Source organism: Streptomyces sp. NPDC099050, assembly GCF_044759865.1.
Classification (GTDB): domain Bacteria; phylum Actinomycetota; class Actinomycetes; order Streptomycetales; family Streptomycetaceae; genus Streptomyces.
The window spans coordinates 392,348-408,750 of record NZ_JBIWAE010000002.1; the positions used below are offsets into that span (position 1 = coordinate 392,348).

15 protein-coding genes are annotated in these 16,403 nt (G+C 72.8%); 12 read left to right on the forward strand and 3 right to left on the reverse strand.

The genetic code is table 11. The features are described from left to right. Positions 1–20 precede the first annotated feature (20 nt). Complete coding sequence (locus ACIQV3_RS04795) at positions 21–902, reverse strand: IclR family transcriptional regulator (protein ID WP_403709762.1); 882 nt, start codon at positions 900–902, stop codon at positions 21–23. Positions 903–1,155: 253 nt separating this feature from the next. Here ACIQV3_RS04795 and hsaA point away from each other — a divergent pair, with 253 nt between their 5' ends. The 5 genes from hsaA to ACIQV3_RS04820 are packed head-to-tail and all read left to right on the forward strand — an operon-like array spanning position 1,156 to position 6,320. Further along, complete coding sequence (hsaA, locus tag ACIQV3_RS04800) at positions 1,156–2,325, forward strand: 3-hydroxy-9,10-secoandrosta-1,3,5(10)-triene-9,17-dione monooxygenase oxygenase subunit (RefSeq protein ID WP_403709764.1); 1,170 nt, start codon at positions 1,156–1,158, stop codon at positions 2,323–2,325. After that, a complete protein-coding gene (gene hsaD, locus ACIQV3_RS04805) occupies positions 2,322–3,182 on the forward strand; it encodes a 4,5:9,10-diseco-3-hydroxy-5,9,17-trioxoandrosta-1(10),2-diene-4-oate hydrolase (protein ID WP_403709766.1) in 861 nt (286 codons plus the stop codon). The genes hsaA and hsaD overlap by 4 nt, the downstream gene beginning before the upstream one ends. Positions 3,183–3,238: 56 nt before the next feature. Continuing rightward, positions 3,239–4,144 carry a VOC family protein gene (locus ACIQV3_RS04810; protein ID WP_403709767.1) on the forward strand — a complete coding sequence of 302 codons (906 nt, stop codon included), beginning with the start codon at positions 3,239–3,241 and terminating at the stop codon, positions 4,142–4,144. Beyond that, a complete protein-coding gene (locus ACIQV3_RS04815) occupies positions 4,132–4,656 on the forward strand; it encodes a flavin reductase family protein (RefSeq protein WP_403709769.1) in 525 nt (174 codons plus the stop codon). The genes ACIQV3_RS04810 and ACIQV3_RS04815 overlap by 13 nt, the downstream gene beginning before the upstream one ends. Then, positions 4,653–6,320, forward strand: a complete 1,668-nt coding sequence (locus tag ACIQV3_RS04820) for an FAD-dependent oxidoreductase (protein WP_403709771.1) — start codon at positions 4,653–4,655, stop codon at positions 6,318–6,320. The genes ACIQV3_RS04815 and ACIQV3_RS04820 overlap by 4 nt, the downstream gene beginning before the upstream one ends. Positions 6,321–6,344: 24 nt before the next feature. Here the strand turns inward: ACIQV3_RS04820 and ACIQV3_RS04825 are convergent, their stop codons facing one another. Continuing rightward, entirely contained in the window at positions 6,345–7,028 is a 684-nt protein-coding gene (locus ACIQV3_RS04825) for an HAD family acid phosphatase (protein ID WP_403709773.1), read from the reverse strand. A gap of 141 nt (positions 7,029–7,169) precedes the next feature. Then, entirely contained in the window at positions 7,170–8,063 is an 894-nt protein-coding gene (locus tag ACIQV3_RS04830) for a hypothetical protein (RefSeq protein WP_403709775.1), read from the reverse strand. 143 nt (positions 8,064–8,206) lie between these two features. Here ACIQV3_RS04830 and ACIQV3_RS04835 point away from each other — a divergent pair, with 143 nt between their 5' ends. The 7 genes from ACIQV3_RS04835 (at position 8,207) to pepN (ending at position 16,275) form a co-directional block, all read left to right on the forward strand. Then, the gene (locus ACIQV3_RS04835) at positions 8,207–8,989 is read left to right on the forward strand and encodes a serine protease (RefSeq protein ID WP_403709777.1); all 783 of its coding nucleotides are present in this window, start codon (positions 8,207–8,209) and stop codon (positions 8,987–8,989) included. A 274-nt stretch (positions 8,990–9,263) separates the two neighbouring features. Continuing rightward, the gene (locus tag ACIQV3_RS04840; RefSeq protein ID WP_403709779.1) at positions 9,264–9,923 is read left to right on the forward strand and encodes a response regulator; all 660 of its coding nucleotides are present in this window, start codon (positions 9,264–9,266) and stop codon (positions 9,921–9,923) included. Positions 9,924–11,091: 1,168 nt separating this feature from the next. Further along, the gene (locus tag ACIQV3_RS04845) at positions 11,092–12,327 is read left to right on the forward strand and encodes a sensor histidine kinase (RefSeq protein ID WP_403709780.1); all 1,236 of its coding nucleotides are present in this window, start codon (positions 11,092–11,094) and stop codon (positions 12,325–12,327) included. An 82-nt stretch (positions 12,328–12,409) separates the two neighbouring features. Further along, a complete protein-coding gene (locus tag ACIQV3_RS04850; RefSeq protein WP_403709782.1) occupies positions 12,410–12,994 on the forward strand; it encodes a DUF2975 domain-containing protein in 585 nt (194 codons plus the stop codon). Then, positions 12,994–13,224 carry a helix-turn-helix domain-containing protein gene (locus ACIQV3_RS04855; RefSeq protein ID WP_403709784.1) on the forward strand — a complete coding sequence of 77 codons (231 nt, stop codon included), beginning with the start codon at positions 12,994–12,996 and terminating at the stop codon, positions 13,222–13,224. Before ACIQV3_RS04850 ends, ACIQV3_RS04855 begins: the two co-directional genes overlap by 1 nt. An 89-nt stretch (positions 13,225–13,313) precedes the next feature. Continuing rightward, positions 13,314–13,685 carry a chorismate mutase gene (locus ACIQV3_RS04860; RefSeq protein WP_403709786.1) on the forward strand — a complete coding sequence of 124 codons (372 nt, stop codon included), beginning with the start codon at positions 13,314–13,316 and terminating at the stop codon, positions 13,683–13,685. 31 nt (positions 13,686–13,716) lie between these two features. Beyond that, positions 13,717–16,275, forward strand: coding sequence for an aminopeptidase N (gene pepN / locus ACIQV3_RS04865; RefSeq protein ID WP_403709788.1), 2,559 nt, complete (start codon positions 13,717–13,719; stop codon positions 16,273–16,275). Positions 16,276–16,403: the final 128 nt, after the last annotated feature.

Here is a 16,403-nt window from a genome sequence, read left to right on the forward strand (position 1 = left end):
CGTGGGGGTACCACTACCCACTACATCCACTCGCTGAACCGCAGCCATCCCATCATGTTGTCCATCGCCTCAGCGGAGACCGCAGGCTCCAGGTCCCGCACCGGCGCGGCCGCGGTCCGCCGCGCCCGGCCGGGCCCGTACAGCTCCCGCCACACCGAGCGCGCGCAGGCCAGTACCGCCGGGGCGAGCCGGGCCGGCTCCCGCTCGCCCCGGCAGGAGGACACCGACACGGCGGCCACGGCCCGCCCGGCCCCCCGCAGCGGGGCGGCCACGCAGGAGATGCCGCGGAAACTCTCCTCCCGGTCGTACGCCACCCCGCGTTCGCGGACCGCCGCCAGCTCCGAACGCAGCGCGAGCGGCCGGATCAGGGTGCGCGCGGTGCGCGGGCGCAGCCCCTGCGCGAGGACGTGTTCCACCGCGGCGGGATCACTGAAGGCGAGGATCGCCTTCCCGGCGGCCGTGCAGTACGCCGGCATGCGGCCGCCGACCCGCGAGGGCACCGAGGTGTCCTCCGAGCCGCCGATCCGCTCCAGATACACCACCTCGGCCCCGTCGAGCACCGACAGGTGCACCACCCGGCCCGTCTGCTCGTGCAGCGCGTGCAGCAGCGGCAGCGCGGCCCGGCGCAGCCGGTTGTGGTGGGAGGCGAGCGCGCCCAGCTCCAGCATGCGCATGCCCATGCGGTAGTCCCGGCCCTCGCGGTCCAGCCAGCGCAACTGCACCAGCTGGTCGAGGATCCGGTGGGCGGAAGAGCGTGGGATTCCGGAGCGGCGCACGACCTCGGTGAGCGACAGGCGAGGCTGTGGACCTTCGAAGGCGCCCAGCACTTTCGCGGCCTTCTCCAGCAGCGAAAGCGGTGCGAGCCCGGTCTCCGCGACCTGCTCCATGAACTGGTCCAGCACGAGAAAACCCCCTGCGTGAGGCGTTGGGGCGACCCTGCCACGCGCCCCCGGCCGGAGGGAAGCACCCGGAGGGGTCTATTTCATTCAGTAATACTTCAAGTAGTCGGTTCGGGGACCTTCCCGCTCAGCGGGAACAGCTCGTTCCGCGCCCGGACCACCCGGCGTACGTTCCTCGCCATCGAACCGGAAACGGAAACCGATCCGCCCATCGATGCCGAACTCCCGAAGATCCTTGATCCGAGAAGGGGACACCATGAGTGACGAAGAGGTCCTCGCAGCGGTCCGCGCCCTCGCCCCCGCCCTCCGCGAGCGCAGCGCCGAGGCCGAAAACCTGCGCAAGGTCCCCGAGGCGAGCATCAAGGAACTCGCCGCCACCGGCTTCTTCCGGCTGCTCCAGCCCAAGGCCCACGGCGGATACGCCGCCGACCCCGCCCTCTTCTACGCCGCCGTCAAGGACATAGCCAAGGCCTGCGGCTCCACCGGCTGGGTCGCCTCCGTCGTCGGCGTCCACCCCTGGCACGTCGCCCTCTACGACCCCCGCGCCCAGGAAGAGGTCTGGGGCCAGGACCAGGACACCCGCATCTGCTCCTCCTACGCCCCCACCGGCAAGGTCACCCCCGTCGACGGAGGCTTCAACCTCAGCGGCCGCTGGCACTTCTCCTCCGGCTGCGACCACGCCGACTGGGCCCTGCTCGGCGGACTGGTCACCGACGCCGAGGGCCGCCCCGTCGACATGCGGACCTTCCTGATCCCGCGCTCCCAGTACCGCATCGACGAGGTCTGGGACACCGTCGGCCTGCGCGGCTCCGGCTCCAACGACATCGTGGTCGAGGAGGTGTTCGTCCCCGAGCACCGCGCGCTGAGCTTCGGCCCGGTCACCGCCCTCCAGGTACCCGGCCACCGCCTCAACCCCGAGCCGCTCTACCGGCTCCCGTACGCCTCCGTCTTCACCACCACCATCTCCACCCCCATCGTCGGCATCGCCGAAGGCGCCTACGAGGACTACGTCGCCGCGACCCGCGAACGCTTCCGCATCTCCTACGGCCAGCAGGTCGCCGAGGACCCCTTCGCCCAGGTCCGCATCGCCCGCGCCGCCAGCGACATCGACGCCTCCTGGCTCCAGCTCCGGCGCAACGTCTCCGAGCTCTACGCCCTCGCCCAGCGCGGGGAAGAACTCCCCACGCCGCTGCGCACCCGGGCCCGCCGCGACCAGGTCCTCGCCACCGAGCGCTGCGTCGCCGCCGTCGACCTCCTGATGGAGAACGCGGGCGGCAGCGCCATGCGCACCGGCCCCCACCCCGTCCAGCGCGCCTGGCGCGACGTCCACACCGGCCGCGGCCACGCCGCCAACGACCCGGAGCGGGCCCTGGTCCTCTTCGGCCAGGGCGCACTCGGCCTCGACATCCAGGACACCATGCTGTGAGCGCGCGGGGATTCACGTACGAGAACACCTCCCGCACCGCGAAGGCCGGCGGGATGACGCTCCACTACCACGAGGCCGGCCCGCTCGACGCCCCCGTCGTGATCATGCTGCACGGCGGCGGACCCGGCGCCTCCGGCTGGTCCAACTTCGGCGGCAACCTGCCCCACTTCGCCGAGCGGTTCCGCACCCTGCTCGTCGACCAGCCCTGCTACGGCCGCTCCGACAAGCCGGAACCCGACCGCGACTACTTCGGCTTCAGCGCGAACGCCGTCCTCGCCCTCATGGACGAACTCGGCATCGAGCGGGCGCACCTCATCGGCAACTCCCTCGGCGGAGGCACCGCCACCCGGCTCGTCCTGGACCACCCCGAACGCGTCGACAAGCTCGTTCTCATGGGCCCCGGCGGGATCTCGCTCAACCTCTTCTCCGCCGACCCCACCGAAGGCATCAAGCGGCTCTTCGAGTTCGGCCTCGACCCCGAGCCCACCCGCGAGCGGATGCGGACCTTCCTCACCACCCTCGCCCACGACCCGGCGATCGTCACCGACGCCCTCGTTGAGGAGCGCTACGCCCAGGCCACCGACCCCGAAGCCAGGCTCGGCAACGCCCGCATGGGAGCCTCCTTCGCCAAGTGGCCCGAGGCCGCCATGCTCTGGCGCGAAGCGCACCGCATCAGCCGTCCCGTCCTGCTGACCTGGGGCCGCGAGGACCGCGTCAACCCGGTCGACGGCGCCTTCCTCGCGCTGAAGACCATCCCCGACGCCCGTCTGCACGTCTTCCCGCACTGCGGGCACTGGGCGCAGACCGAGGCCGCCGACGAGTTCAACCGCCTCGCCACGGACTTCTTCCTCCACTGAACCCCGCAGCGATCCCGGTACCGACCCCCGCACCGATCCCACCGAGGAGTTCCCGCATGGACATCCGCGCACTCGGCTACCTCCGCATAGAGACCGCCGACCTCGCCGCCTGGCGCACCTACGTCCTCGACATCCTCGGCATGGCCGAAGCCGCAGGCACGACGGACACCCGCCTCAACATCCGCATCGACGACCGCACGCACCGCTTCCAGTTCGTCGCCGGCGCCCAGGACCGGCTCCTCGCCGCCGGCTTCGAAGTGGGACACGCCCGCGCCCTGGAGGACGCCGCCGCCGCACTGGAGGCCGCCGGCCATCCCGTCAAGCAGGGCGACGCCGAGACCCTCGCCGACCGCCGCGTCCAGGGCCTCATCCACTGCGAGGACCCCAGCGGCAACCCCCTGGAGATCTACTGGGGCCAGGCCCAGGACCACACCCCGCTCCCGGCCCGGTACGGCAACCGGTTCGTCACCGGCGGCCGCGAGGGGAGCCTCGGCCTCGGCCACGTCGTCCTGCCCGCCGCCGACACCGAGGCCACCCTCGACTTCTACGAGAACATCCTCGGCTTCCAGCTGCGCGATTCCATGCGGCTGCCCCCGGTCGCCGTCCCCACCGGCAAGCCCGGCCGGGACTTCCACTGGATGCACTTCCTCAGTCCCAACCGCCGCCACCACAGCCTCGGGCTCTACCCCGGCGCGCTGCCGCCCGGCATCGTGCACTTCATGGTCGAGCTGGAGACCCTCGACGACGTCGGCTACTGCCTGGACCGCATGAACAAGGCGGGCATCCCCATCGCCTCCACCCTCGGCCGGCACTCCAACGACCACATGGTCTCCTTCTACGCCCAGGCCCCCGGCGGATTCCAGGTCGAGTACGGCTGGGACGGCCTGCTGGTCGATCCCGCCACCTGGACCGCGAAGGAGATCACCGCGGACAGCTTCTGGGGCCACCAGTGGAACGGCTGACCGGCCCCGGAGCCCCGGTCGACGCGGCCGGCCCCGTCGACCCCGCCCTGTTCCGCGAGGTCCTCGGCGCCTTCGCCTCCGGCATCACCGTCGTCGCGGCCCTCGCGGACGACGGCCGCCCGGCCGGGCTGGCCTGCCAGTCCTTCGCCTCCCTCTCCCTCGACCCGCCGCTGGTCCTGCTCTGCGTGGGCAAGGGCTCCTCCAGCTGGCCCAAGGTGCGGGCCGCCGGACGCTTCGGCGTCAGCATCCTCGCCGAGGAGCAGCGCGCCGTGTGCGAGGCGCTGGGCCGCCGCGGCGAGGACAAGTTCGCGGGCGTCGACTGGGAACTCTCCGCCCACGGAGCCGTCCGCGTCAGGGGCGCCCTCGCCACCGTCGACTGCGCCCTCGAAGAGGTCCACGAGGCGGGCGACCACTACCTCGTCACCGCCCGGGTCCTCGAACTGGGCTCCCGCGACGGCGGATCACCCCTCCTCTACTACCGCAGCGACTACGCCACGGGAGCCTTCGGATGACCGCCGAGCACCTCACCGAGTACGCCTACGACGTGGTGGTCGTCGGCTCCGGCGCCGCCGGATTCGCCGCCGCCGTCACCGCCCGACTGCGCGGCCTGAGCGTCCTGGTCGTGGAGAAGACCGGCGCCTACGGCGGTTCCACCGCCCTGTCCGGCGGCGCGATCTGGGTCCCCGGCACCTTCCACCTCGACCGCGCCGGCCTCGCCGACACCCGCGAGAAGGCCCGCGCCTACCTCGACGCCACCGTCGGCGACCGGGTCCCGGCCGCACGCAAGGACGCCTACCTCAGCCACGGGCCGCGCATGGTCAAGGAGTTCCACGACCGCACCGAGATCCGCTTCATGTACACCCCCGGCTACTCGGACTACTTCCCGGAGGAACAGGGCGGCATGGCGCAGGGCCGCTCCATCGAGCCGTGCATCGTCGACTTCAAACGGCTCGGCGCGCTCGGCGCCTCCATGCGCCGGGCCGGACTGCCCACGTACGGGCTGACCATGACCTCGTACGACTTCCGCTTCCTGAACATGGTCAGCCGGACCTGGGCGGGCCGGAGGACCTCCGTCAAGGTGGGCCTGCGCGCCGTCAAGGCGCTGGCCACCGGCCGCAAGCTGCTCTCCCTCGGCGAGGCCCTCATCGCCCGCATGCGCCTGTCCCTGGACGCGCTCGGCGGTGAACTGTGGCTGTCGGCGCCCCTGACCGGCCTGGTCACGGACCCGGCCGGCCGGGTGACGGGCGTACGGGTCCTGCGCGCCGGGCGCGAAGTGACCGTAGCGGCGCGGGGCGGGGTGGTGCTGGCCTCGGGCGGGTTCTCGCACGAGCAGGCCCTGCGCGAGAAGCACCTGCCCGCACCCACCTCCACGGCCTGGACGCACGCCTCCGAGGGCCAGACCGGAGACGCCCTGAAGCTCGGTGAGGAACTGGGGGCCGCCACCGATCTGCTGGACAAGGTCTGGGGCGCGCCGTCGGTGTGCCCGCCGGGGGAGAAGCCCTTCTTCCTCGTCGCCGACCGGGGCATCCCCGGCATGGTCATCGTCAACGAGGCGGGGGAGCGCTACGCCAACGAGGCCCTGCCCTACCACGCGTTCGTGGACCGGATGTACGCCGCCGACCGGCCCGGGGCCTCGACCGTACCGTCCTGGCTGATCCTGGACGCCCGCTCCAAGGCCCGGTACATCTTCGCCGGACTCTTCCCCGGGCAGCCCTTCCCCAAGAAGTGGCTGGAGAGCGGCTTCCTGAAGAAGGCCGACACCCTGGAGGAACTGGCCCGGCAGATCTCCGCCCCCGCCCTGCCCGCCGCGATCAGCCGCTTCAACTCCTTCGCGGAGGTGGGCACCGACAAGGACTTCGGGCGGGGCGAGAGCGTCTACGACCGCTACTACGGCGACCCGACGCTGCCCAACCCGAACCTGGCGCCGATCGAGAAGGGCCCCTTCTACGCGGTCCCCGTCCACCCCGGGGACATCGGCACCAAGGGCGGCCTCGTCACCGACACCGACGGCCGGGTGCTCCGCGAGGACTCCACGCCGATCCCGGGGCTCTACGCCTGCGGCAACTGCTCGGCGGCGGTGATGGGGGAGACCTACCCCGGGCCGGGCGCGACGATCGGCCCCGCGATGGCCTTCGGCTGGGCCGCCGTCAACGCGATCGCCGCCGGACTGGAGTAGGCCGCCCCGATCGTCCCGCCCGTCCTAGGAGAGCTTGCCGCCGTAGTCCGGCAGCTTGACGGTGCGCTCGGCGTGGCCGCCGACCAGGTCGCTCTGGTTGTTGCCGATGTTGGCGATGATCGTGTAGCCGCGCGCCTCTATCTCGGCCCGCTTGGCCGTCTTGTAGGCGCTGACCTCGCCGAACAGGGCGGGCAGATCGCGGACGTAGAGGCCCGAGACGGGGTAGCCGACCGCCTTGAGGTTGCGCTCGGTCAGGGAGTACACGATCCCGGGGCGGGCGGTGACGAAGAAGATCGCGACCCCGCGGTCGCTCGCGTACCGGGTCAGGTCGCGGACCTGGGCGATCGCGGGGGTCGGGAAGGTCCAGAACCAGTGGAAGTCCGTCTCCAGCGACGAGTTGTCGATGTCGAGGACGATCGCCGGCTTCTCACCGGCCGGCGAGGCGGCGATGCGCTGCTCGATCCCGGGGCGGGCCGCGTCGATGACGGCGGTGACGTCGCGCTGCCAGGTGGCGTGGTCGATGCCGAGGAACACCGCGTTGCCGCCGGGGGCGGAGGCGGTGACGGAGGCGGTGACGGAGGTGACGGCCGTCGTGGCGGGGGCGGCCTGGGCGGCGGTGGCCGGAACCAGGGCCAGTACGGCGGCCGCGGCCGTGGCCACCGCGGCGGCGGTGGTGCGGGTGCGGGTGCGGGTGCGGGTGCTGCGCATGGGGGACGCTCCTCGATCACGTGTTGGCATGTACGTGATCAGGCTGGAGATCGCGCGCCCACATGTCTACCGGCCGGTAAGTAACTTTTCGTGTCGGGCCGGTGAACCTCCGTCACGCGGCGCGCCACGATCGGAAGGGCCCTAGGTGTCGCAGTCCAGCACCGTGCGGCACAGTCCGCAGCGGGCCCGGACCGGCCCGCGGTGTGCGGGGAGCCGCAGCCGCTGCCCGCACACCGGGCACGGGAACCCCACCCGCAGCCCGGCCGGGTGTTCCTCGAAGCCGTACGGGGCTCCGGGTGCGGCGGCTCGGGTCAGGCGGGCCGCCGCGTACCGCAGCCGCTCCCGGCGGCCGGCCGCCGCGAGGGGGGCCCGGCGCAGGTCCCGGTCGGCCAGGGCGCGGCCGCGCACGTACGCCTCGTAGGCCTGCGGGCTGGTGAACCACGCCGAGAGGTCCTCGCCGCCGAGGAACCGGCCGCGCCGGGCCAGGACGTAGCCGAACTCCTCCGGGGTGAGGTAGCCGAGCTTCTGGTGGGTGAGCTCGTCCTCCCGGTAGGCGTCGAGGAGCAGCCAGCCGGCGCCGAGGTAGGCGGCGGCGGTGTCGGTGAGGATCTCGTTGGCGGCGGTGGTGGGGAACCGCAGGTCCAGGCGGTGCAGCAGCACGTGCGTGACCTCGTGGGCGAGGGCGGCCGCCAGATCGCGGCGGTGCACGCGAAAGCGGTCGCTGACCTCGACGAAGTACTCGGGCCCGGCGGTCAGTTCCACGGTCGCGGCCTCCTCCATGGCCCGGAAGCCCACGATCAGGCGCGCGTCGGGCAGCCGCAGGGCGCGGACCACCGCGGAAGCCACCCGATGGGCGCCCGGATACAGGTCCTCGGTGGCGGGGAAGGCCGCGTCGGCGGGGGCGAAGGAGGTGCCGTAGGCGCGGATCCCGTCGGCGGACAGCCGCCGGAACAGCGCGGTGACGGCCGCGCGGACCGTCTCCAGATGAGGAAATCCGTGCTCGATCGGGCTGTCGCGCCGACCGTTGTGCGTCATGGGGCGCCTCCGGCCGGAAGTTGTCCGAAAACGCGTTCTTGATGGGTCCGGCGCGAGCGGTGTGTCATGTCCCCGTCACCCGCGCGGTCCATCCCACCCGTCACGAGGTGACGCGCACGGCCCAGCCCCCCACGAAAGGCAGTGTGTCGACTGTGTCCAGCCTCGTCACCACCCTCAAGCGCGTCCTCGCCGTCGGAGCGGTGGCCCTCGCGGCCGTCAGCCTCCAGCCCGGCACCGCCACCGCCGGCACGGCGCCCGTCGTCGGAGGCACCCGCGCCGCCCAGGGAGAGTTCCCCTTCATGGTCCGCCTCTCCATGGGCTGCGGCGGCGCCCTCTACACCCAGCAGATCGTGCTCACCGCCGCTCACTGTGTGAGCGCCTCCGGCAACAACACCTCCATCACCGCCACCGCCGGAGTCGTCGACCTCAACAGCTCCAGCGCCATCAAGGTCAAGTCCACCAAGGTCCTCCGGGCCCCCGGCTACAACGGCGCGGGCAAGGACTGGGCGCTGATCAAGCTCGCCAAGCCCATCAACCTGCCCACCCTCAAGATCGCCGACACCAAGGCCTACGACAACGGCACCTTCACCGTCGCCGGCTGGGGCGCCACCCGGGAAGGCGGAGGCCAGCAGCGCTACCTGCAGAAGGCCACCGTCCCCTTCGTCTCCGACGCCTCCTGCCAGGCCTCCTACGGCAGCTCGCTCGTGCCCGCCGAGGAGATCTGCGCCGGATTCGACGCGGGCGGCGTCGACACCTGCCAGGGCGACTCCGGCGGCCCCATGTTCCGCCGGGACAACGCGAACGCCTGGATCCAGGTCGGCATAGTCAGCTGGGGCGAGGGCTGCGCGCGCCCCGACTACCCCGGCGTCTACACGGAGGTCTCCACCTTCGCGGCGGCGATCAAGAGCGCGGCCGCCACGCTCTGACCGGCCCCCGGACCCCCCACAGGTCTTCCGGCCCACCCGCCCCGTCCGATGGGGGCCGGAAGAATGAGGCGCAATGCCCCGCATGTCCGTAAGGTCGACCGAAGTCCCGTGAGGCCGGAACGACGCCGTTCCGGCCTTGCGGCATGCTCCCGGGGCTCTGCCGTGCGGTTGCGGGCCGAGGCGCCCGCAGGTCCCATGGAGAGATCCCACCGCGTGGGAATGCCGGGGAAACCGGGACGGCACAGGCAACGGGCGACAGTGGGGCAGGCGGCGCATGACGATCAGAGTGATCATCGCGGACGACCAGGAGATGGTCAGGACCGGCTTCCGGATGATCCTCGAAAGCCAGCCCGACATCGAGGTGGTCGCCGACGTGGAAGACGGCGAAGCGGCCCTCGCGGCCGTCGCCGAACACCGGCCCGACGTCCTGCTCCTCGACATCCGCATGCCCAAACTCGACGGACTCGAAGTCACCCGCCGGCTCTCGGGCCGCGAGACCCCCCGCATCGTCATCGTCACCACCTTCGACCTCGACGAGTACGTCCACGCGGCGCTCCAGGGCGGAGCGTCCGGCTTCCTCCTCAAAGACGCGAGTCCGGCCATGCTGGTTGAAGCAGTACGTGCGGCAGCCGTCGGAGACTCCCTCGTCTCACCCGCCATCACCGTACGGTTGCTGCGCGAAATGGCGCACCGCACGCCGGCCGCCGCCGCGGCCGCCCGCCGCCCGGCGGAGCCCCTCACGGACCGGGAACGCGAGGTCGTACGCTGCCTCGCGCGCGGGCTGACCAACGCCGAGATCGCCGGGGAACTCTTCGTCTCCCTCTCCACGGTCAAGACCCACCTGGCCAACGTCCAGGCCAAACTGGATGCCCGAAACCGCGTCGAAATCGCCGCCTGGGCCTGGGAAAGCGGCCTGGCGGGCACCCCGGCGTGACCCACCCCCGCCCCGACCCCACCCACCCCGCGACCACCGCGAGGCGGCCCCCACCGCCGCCCGGCCGACCCGACGCCACGGGTCGGAAGCCGAGGGGCGGGCGCTGCGGCGGTGGGGGGCGGAGGGCGAGGGGCGGGCGCTGCGGCGCCACGGGTCAGCACCCGCCGGGCGGGTGGTCGGGTGCCGCGGGGTGGAGTGCGAGGGGCGGGTGTTCAGGCACTGCGGGGGAGGGCCGACTGCGTCGCCGTCCGGGTGCGGCCGAGCAGGATCCGCCGCGGGGGCGGCCGGGTGCCGCGGGGCAGGGTCAGCCGCGTCCCTGTTGCCGTGCCGCCGAGAGGAACGTGCCGTGTCGGCGGTCGGGAGCCGCAGGGCGGAGGCCGCGCTGTCGATGTGCGGGTGCTCCGCGTCAGGGGCAGTCGCGCGGTCGTTCGGCTGTTGCGGTGGAGCGTCGGCTGCGTCGCCCTTCCCGGGCCGCCGGGCGGAATCCTCTTCGCCGTTCGGGAGCCGTCCGCGAGAACCGGCCCGGTCGGCGTTCAAGCGCCGCCGGGCAGAATCAGCCTCGCCGGCGTTTGAGGCGCGGGGTCTGGGGCGGCGCCCCAGGAAGCCGGCGCACGCCGCCCCCGGCCCCCACGGGTGCGGGCACCGCCCCACCGAACCACGGCCCCCACCTGCACCAAAGCCCCCACGCCCCCGGCGAAGACGCCCGTACTGCCGGCGGAGTCGCCCGCCTTCCTGGCGGAGCCCTCTGCCGTCCTGGCGGAGCCGCCTGCCGTCCTGGCGGAGCCCCCCGCCTCGCCGGCGGGGCCGCCTGTACCGCTGGCGGGGCCGCCCGCCTCCCTGGCGGGGCCGCCCGCCTCCTTGGTGGGGCCGCCCGCCTCCTTGGTGGGGCCGCCCGCCTCCTTGGTGGGGCCGCCCGCCTTCCGGGCGGGGCCGCCTGTACCGCTGGTGGTGCCGTCCGTCGGGAGTCCCGTGCCGCTGGTGGTGCCGTCCGTCGGGAGTCCCGTGCCGCTGGTGGTGCCGTCCGTCGGGAGTCCCGTGCCGCTGGCGGTGCCGCCCGTGCGGAGCCCTGTACCGCTGGCGGTGCCGCCCGTACTGAGCCCCGTGCCGCCGGCGGAGCCGCCCGCGCGGAGACTCGTGCGACCGGCGGAGCCCCCCGCAGGGGCCCCGCGTGAGTCCCCTGGGGCCGTGGGCCCGCCGGCACCCCTACGCCGCGGACTGGATCCGGATCCTCCTCTCCGTCACCCTCCTCTCCCTCGTCACCTTCGAGGGCGTCGTCCTCGCCCGCCAGCCCAGCACCCCGCACGCCGCCGTCTGGGTGTCCGGCATCCTCGTCTGCCTCAGCGCCGCGCCCTGGCCGCGCATCCCGCTCCTCGCCCGCGCCTGGTTCGCCGCCGCCGTCACCTGGGCCGTCACCCTCTCCCTGCTCTTCAGCCACCACCCCCTCGTGGTCTGGGGCGGCGGCGAAGCCATCGCCCTGCTCGTCCTCCTCACCCAGGTCCTGCTCCGCGCCCCCGCCCGCACCGCCGCGGTCCTGGGCCCCCTCCTCGCCCTCGGCTCCATGGCCGCGCCCGTACGCGACGCCGACCCGGGCCGCTTCACGCTGCTCTTCTCCGTGCTCGCCGTCGTCGTCACCGCGTACTCCCTGCTCCTGCGCCTGCAGTCCGTCCAGCGCGTCCGCGAGCTGCGCGCCGTACGCAGTGCCGAGCGCCTGGAGCTGGCCCGCGAGCTCCACGACCTCGTCGCCCACCACGTGACGGGGATCGTCGTCGAGGCGCGCGCCGCCCGTTACACCAAGGTCTCCGCCGAACGCGCCGCCGAGATCTTCGGCCGCATCGAGACCGCCGGGGACGAGGCGCTCGGCTCCATGCGCCGCCTGGTCAAGATCCTCCGCGAGGGCGCCACGGACACCGGCCCGGAGACGGGCAAGAGCACCGGCAAGAGCACCGGCAAGAGCACCGGCCGGGGCTCCCGCCAGGGCTCCGGCAAGGCCGGCTCCGCCGGTACCGCCCCCGTCGCCGGCCTCCGCGAGATCCGTGAGCTGACGGAGCGGTTCGCCGCCACCGGCCCGCCCGTCGTCCTCTACGTGGAGGAGGGCCTGGAGGCCCGGCTCCCCGCCGACGTCGCCGCCACCGCCCACCGCATCGTCCTCGAAGCCCTCACGAACATCGGCAAGCACGCAGCGACCGCCACCGCCGTCCGGGTCGGCCTGCGGACCGTCCCGGCGGGCCTGGAGGTCCGGATCGCCGACGACGGCGGCCGCCCCGCGAAACTCTCCGAGAACGCCCGCGGCGGCGGCTACGGCCTCGTCGGCATGGCCGAACGCGCCGAAGCCCTCGGCGGCTCCCTCACTGCCGGCCCCGCCCCCGAAGGCGGCTGGCTGGTCACGGCGCTCCTCCCTCTCTGAGCCTCTCCGGCCTGACCCACTTGTCGATTATCGATATGGTCCTCTAGTCTCAGGCATATCGAAAATCGATAGGGGGAACGCGATGAACACGCGATTCACGAAGATCCTGGCCACCCTGACCTTCGGACTGGCAATGCTCTGGGGGCTCAGTTTCATCGGCACGGCTGTCTCGCACCTGACCGACGACGGGGCGGTCTGCGTACAAACCGGCTACTGGACCAACGCCACGCTGGAGGGCGGCCTGCCGGTCGGCGAGGGCGTGGACGCGTCCAGCAGCGAAGCGCGGCTCTGCCAGAACGACCCCTCGACGGCGCAGCGCGCCGCCGACCTCGGGGGACGGCTGCCCTGGATGCTGTTCGCCTCCCTCGCCCTGCTGCTCTTCTCCCGCCTGCTGGACGCCGTCGTGACGGAAGGACCGTTCACCGACAAGACGGCGCGACGACTCACCGTCCTCGGCTGGTTCGTCACCGCGGGCACACCGCTCGCGGGCCTCGCCGTAGGGTGGTCGCAATCCTGGCTCGCCGCCAGCATGGTGCCCATGGAGCTGTCCGGGCCGGAGATCTCCGAGCCGCAGGTGCTCATCCTCGCCGGCCTCGCCGCCGTCATCATGGGGAAGATCATGCGCCAGGGCGTGCGCATGCGAGAGGACCTCGAAGGGACCATCTGATGCCCGAAGAGGAACTCCACGCGATCCGGATCCACCTCGACCGCATCCTCGCCGAACGCGGCATGACGCTCACCGAACTGTCCGCTCAGGTCGGCATCACCGTCGTCAACCTGTCCGTGCTCAAGAACGACCGGGCCAAGGCCATCCGCTTCTCCACCCTGTCCCGGATCTGCGACGCCCTCCAGTGCCAGCCGGGAGACCTGATCACCCACGACCCCGCCGAGCCGTAGGCCCGTCCGCCCCGGAAGGCCCGTCCGGCCCGTCTCAATGGTCGATCGGCCGAGGAACCGACGGCGCGCGCCACGTATTCTCGGTGACCATGAACACCAGGGACATCGACGAGAACGTCACCGCCGAACTGGCCCGGCTCAGGGACAGCATCGACAACATCGACGCGGCCGTGGTCCACATGCTCGCCGAGCGGTTCAAGTGCACCCAGCAGGTCGGCCACCTCAAGGCCCGTCACCAGCTGCCCCCGGCCGACCCGGGCCGCGAGGCCCGCCAGATCGCCCGGCTGCGCCAGCTCGCCGAGAACGCCAAGCTCGACCCCGCCTTCGCCGAGAAGCTCCTCAACTTCATCATCGCCGAGGTCATCCGCCACCACGAGACGATCGCCGCAGGCGAGGACGAAAGCGACGGCGACAGCGCCGGCGAAAGCGACGGCGACGGCGGAAGCGCGGGCGAAGCGTAGGAACTGGGGCCCGGCGCCGCCATCCGGCAGCATGGGCCCCATGTCCGCACTGACGCGCAACGAAGCGCAGCTCCGAGCCCGGCTCATCGACGTCCGGCACTACGAGGTCGCCCTCGACCTCACCACCGGCGACGAGACCTTCGAGTCCCGCACCGTCATCCGGTTCGCCGCCCGCGCCGCCGGCGACACCTTCGTCGAGCTGAAACCGGACGAACTGCGCTCCGCCGCCCTCGACGGACACCCCCTGGACCCGGCCACCCTCAGCGACGGCCGCCTCCCCCTCACCGGCCTCACCGAAGGCCCCCACGAACTCCGCATCGCCGCCCGCATGCGCTACTCCCGCACCGGCGAAGGCCTGCACCGCTTCACCGACCCCGCGGACGGGGAGACGTACGTCTACACCCAGATGTTCCTCGACGACGTCCAGCGCGTCTTCCCGGCCTTCGACCAGCCCGACCTCAAGGCCGTGTTCGAGTTCAACGTCACCGCCCCCGCGCACTGGACCGTCCTCGCCAACGGCATCACCACCCGCATCGGCGAACGCCCCGGCGGCAGCGGCCCCGGGGGATCCGCCGGCGACGGCCCGGCAGGCGCCTCCGCCCCCGAAGCCGGCATCTGGGCCTCCGCCCCCACCCCCGTCATCTCCACCTACCTCGCCGCCGTCGCCGCCGGCCCCTGGCACAGCGTCCGCACCGAACACGCCGGACTCCCCTTCGGCATCCACTGCCGACGCTCCCTCGCCCCCCACCTCGACGCCGACGCGCAGGAGATCCTCGAACTCACCACCGCCTGCTACGACCGCTTCCACGAGAAGTTCGCCGAGCCCTACCCCTTCGACTCCTACGACCAGGCCTTCGTACCCGAGTTCAACGCCGGCGCCATGGAGAACCCGGGCCTGGTCACCTTCCGCGACGACTACGTCTTCCGCTCCGCCGTCACCGACGCCCAGCGCCAGCGCCGCGCCGTCACCATCGCGCACGAGATGGCCCACATGTGGTTCGGCGACCTCGTCACCCTCAGCTGGTGGGACGACATCTGGCTGAACGAGTCCTTCGCCGAGTTCATGGGCTACCAGACGCTCATCGAAGCCACCCGCTTCACCGAGACCTGGACCGGCTTCGGCATGGAACGCAAGCCCTGGGGCTACGACGCCGACCAGCGCCCCTCCACCCACGCCGTCGCCCCGGACGCCGCCGCCGTCCCCGACACCGCCTCCGCCCTCCTCAACTTCGACGGCATCTCCTACGCCAAGGGCGCCTCCGCCCTGCGCCAACTCGTCGCCTGGCTCGGCGAGAAGGACTTCCTGGCCGGCATCAACACCCACTTCGCCCGCCACAAGTTCGCCAACGCCTCCCTCGCCGACTTCGTCGACTCCCTCGCCGCCCACACCGACCGCGACGTCCACACCTGGGCCGAGACCTGGCTGCGCACCACCGGCGTCGACACCCTCACCCCCCGGCTCGAAGAGAGCCACGGAGGCTGGACCCTCACTGTCGACCGCACCGGCAACCGCCCCCACCACATCGCCGCCGGCCTCTACGACCGCGCCCCCGACGGCGCCCTCGAACCCCGCGACGTCCTCGCCCTCGACGTCCCCTCCGACGAGATCCTCTCCGTCAGCGGCCCGCGCCCCGCCCTCCTCGTCCTCAACGACGGAGACCTCACCTACGCCAAGGTCCGCCTCGACGAGACCTCACTGGAAACCGCCCTGCGCGGCATCTCCCGCATCCCCGACCCGCTCACCCGCGCCGTCGTCTGGAACTCCCTGCGCGACATGGTCCGCGACGGCGAACTGGCCGCCGCCGACTACCTGACCACCGCCGAAGCCCACATCCCGGACGAAACCGACCTCGCGATCGTCCAAGGCGTCCTCTCCTTCGCCCGAGCCCAGATCGCCGACCGCCACCTCACCCCCGACCGCCGTAGCGACGCCCTCACCACCCTCACCTCCATCGCCCGCGACCTGCTGCGGCGCACCGAGGACGGCTCCGACCCCGGACTGCGGCTCCTCGCCGTCCGCACCCTCGTCGACAGCGCCACCCAGCCCGACACCATCGCCGGCTGGTTCGCCGACGGTACCGTCCCCGGCGGCCCCGCACTCGACCCCGAACTGCGCTGGCGCATCCTCGCCCGCCTCTCCGTCCTCGGAGCGGCCGGCGAAGCCGAGATCGACGAAGCCCTCGCCGCCGACCCCAGTGCCGCAGGCCGGGAAGGCGCCGCCCACTGCCGGGCCGCCCTCCCGACGGCCGAGGCGAAGGCCGCCGCCTGGGAGCGCCTCTTCCACGACGACTCCCTGTCCAACTACCTCTTCACCGCCACCGCCCAAGGCTTCTGGCAGCCCGAACAGGCCGATCTGGTACGGGACTACGTGCCCCGCGCCTACTCCGAGGCCGTCACCCTCGCAGCCCGCCGCGGCCCCGCCATCGCCGAAGCCGCCGGCCGCTGGGTCCTCCCGGGCCACGAGATCACCGAAGCCAACCTCGAGGCCGGTCAGGCCGCCCTGACCGCCCCCGGCATCACCCCCCTCCTCCACCGCAAACTCGTGGACCACCTCGACGACCTCACCCGAGCCGCCCGCACCCGCCGCTAACCCCACCCCCGCCACACCCCCGACAGCAACGACCGCCCGACGCTGCCCGCCCCCCTGGCCCCACCCCCGACAGGAACGGCCGGCCGCCCCCTGCCCGCACCGGCCGACCCGGCACCGGCCCGGCCCCG

Bases quoted from the DNA above. Each gene is read 5' to 3' on its own strand.
- hsaA (WP_403709764.1), top strand. From the start codon at position 1,156: ATGAGTGACGAAGAGGTCCTCGCAGCGGTCCGCGCCCTCGCCCCCGCC.
- ACIQV3_RS04810 (WP_403709767.1), top strand. From the start codon at position 3,239: ATGGACATCCGCGCACTCGGCTACCTCCGCATAGAGACCGCCGACCTC.
- ACIQV3_RS04820 (WP_403709771.1), top strand. From the start codon at position 4,653: ATGACCGCCGAGCACCTCACCGAGTACGCCTACGACGTGGTGGTCGTC.
- ACIQV3_RS04825 (WP_403709773.1), bottom strand. From the start codon at position 7,028: ATGCGCAGCACCCGCACCCGCACCCGCACCCGCACCACCGCCGCCGCG.
- ACIQV3_RS04830 (WP_403709775.1), bottom strand. From the start codon at position 8,063: ATGACGCACAACGGTCGGCGCGACAGCCCGATCGAGCACGGATTTCCT.
- ACIQV3_RS04840 (WP_403709779.1), top strand. From the start codon at position 9,264: ATGACGATCAGAGTGATCATCGCGGACGACCAGGAGATGGTCAGGACC.
- ACIQV3_RS04850 (WP_403709782.1), top strand. From the start codon at position 12,410: ATGAACACGCGATTCACGAAGATCCTGGCCACCCTGACCTTCGGACTG.
- ACIQV3_RS04855 (WP_403709784.1), top strand. From the start codon at position 12,994: ATGCCCGAAGAGGAACTCCACGCGATCCGGATCCACCTCGACCGCATC.
- ACIQV3_RS04860 (WP_403709786.1), top strand. From the start codon at position 13,314: ATGAACACCAGGGACATCGACGAGAACGTCACCGCCGAACTGGCCCGG.
- pepN (WP_403709788.1), top strand. From the start codon at position 13,717: ATGGGCCCCATGTCCGCACTGACGCGCAACGAAGCGCAGCTCCGAGCC.